This is a genomic window from Komagataeibacter intermedius TF2, assembly GCF_000964425.1.
GTDB lineage: Bacteria > Pseudomonadota > Alphaproteobacteria > Acetobacterales > Acetobacteraceae > Komagataeibacter > Komagataeibacter intermedius.
In genome coordinates this window covers 1-716 of the sequence record NZ_BANF01000587.1, presented here as the reverse complement: position 1 = coordinate 716, position 716 = coordinate 1, and the positions used below count along the sequence as shown (strand labels likewise).

The following is a 716-nucleotide window of genomic DNA, read 5'->3' as shown; positions in this document are numbered from 1 at the left end:
GGTATTTTTGACAACATGAAGACCGCCGTGGACCGGATTGGGTCAGGCAAGGCACGTCAGGTCAATCTGCGCTTCATGGCTCTGGCCAGCCATTATCTGTTCGAAGCGACTTTTTGCAATCCGGCAGCGGGATGGGAGAAAGGGCAGATTGAGAAGACCGTGCAGGATGCCCGGCGCCATATCTGGCAGGATCTGCCTGCCTTTGCGGATCTGGGGGCGCTGAATGCCTGGCTGGAAGCCCGCTGCCTGGACTGCTGGGAACGGCTGCAGCATATCGAACTGGCCCGGACCATCGCCGAGGTCCATGCCAGTGAGCGTCCACACCTCATGGTCCCGGGGCGTCCCTTTGACGGTTTTGTCGAACAGACCAAGCGCGTCTCGCCAACCTGCCTGATCCAGCCGTCATGCGTCATGATCCTGCAGCCGCTTCACTTGTCATCATGCTCCGTGGACTGCGGATGTATGGCATGGCCCAGGCTACGGCTGACCTCATAGAGCAGGGCGCGCCAGCTTTTGAGGCGGCCATCCCCATCCTCTCGCAACTTCTGAAGGCGGAGCTGGCCGAACGCGAAGTGCGCTCCATCGCCTACCAGACAAAGACAGCCTGGTTCCCTGCCTACAAAGACCTGTCCGGGTTCTCTTTTGCCGATACGCAGATCAACGAGCCCATGGTCCGCCAGCTCCATGGCGGGGACTTCATCGAGCGTGCTGAAAAT

General features: G+C 59.9%; 1 protein-coding gene and 1 pseudogene. Both read left to right on the top strand.

Going from position 1 to position 716, the window contains the following annotated elements:
- Positions 1-396 (top strand): annotated as a pseudogene (locus B7449_RS18625) (IS21 family transposase); the annotation flags it as partial.
- A gap of 8 nt (positions 397-404) precedes the next feature.
- The coding region (locus tag B7449_RS18620; protein ID WP_048884056.1) for an ATP-binding protein at positions 405-716 on the top strand (312 nt) is incomplete at its 3' end.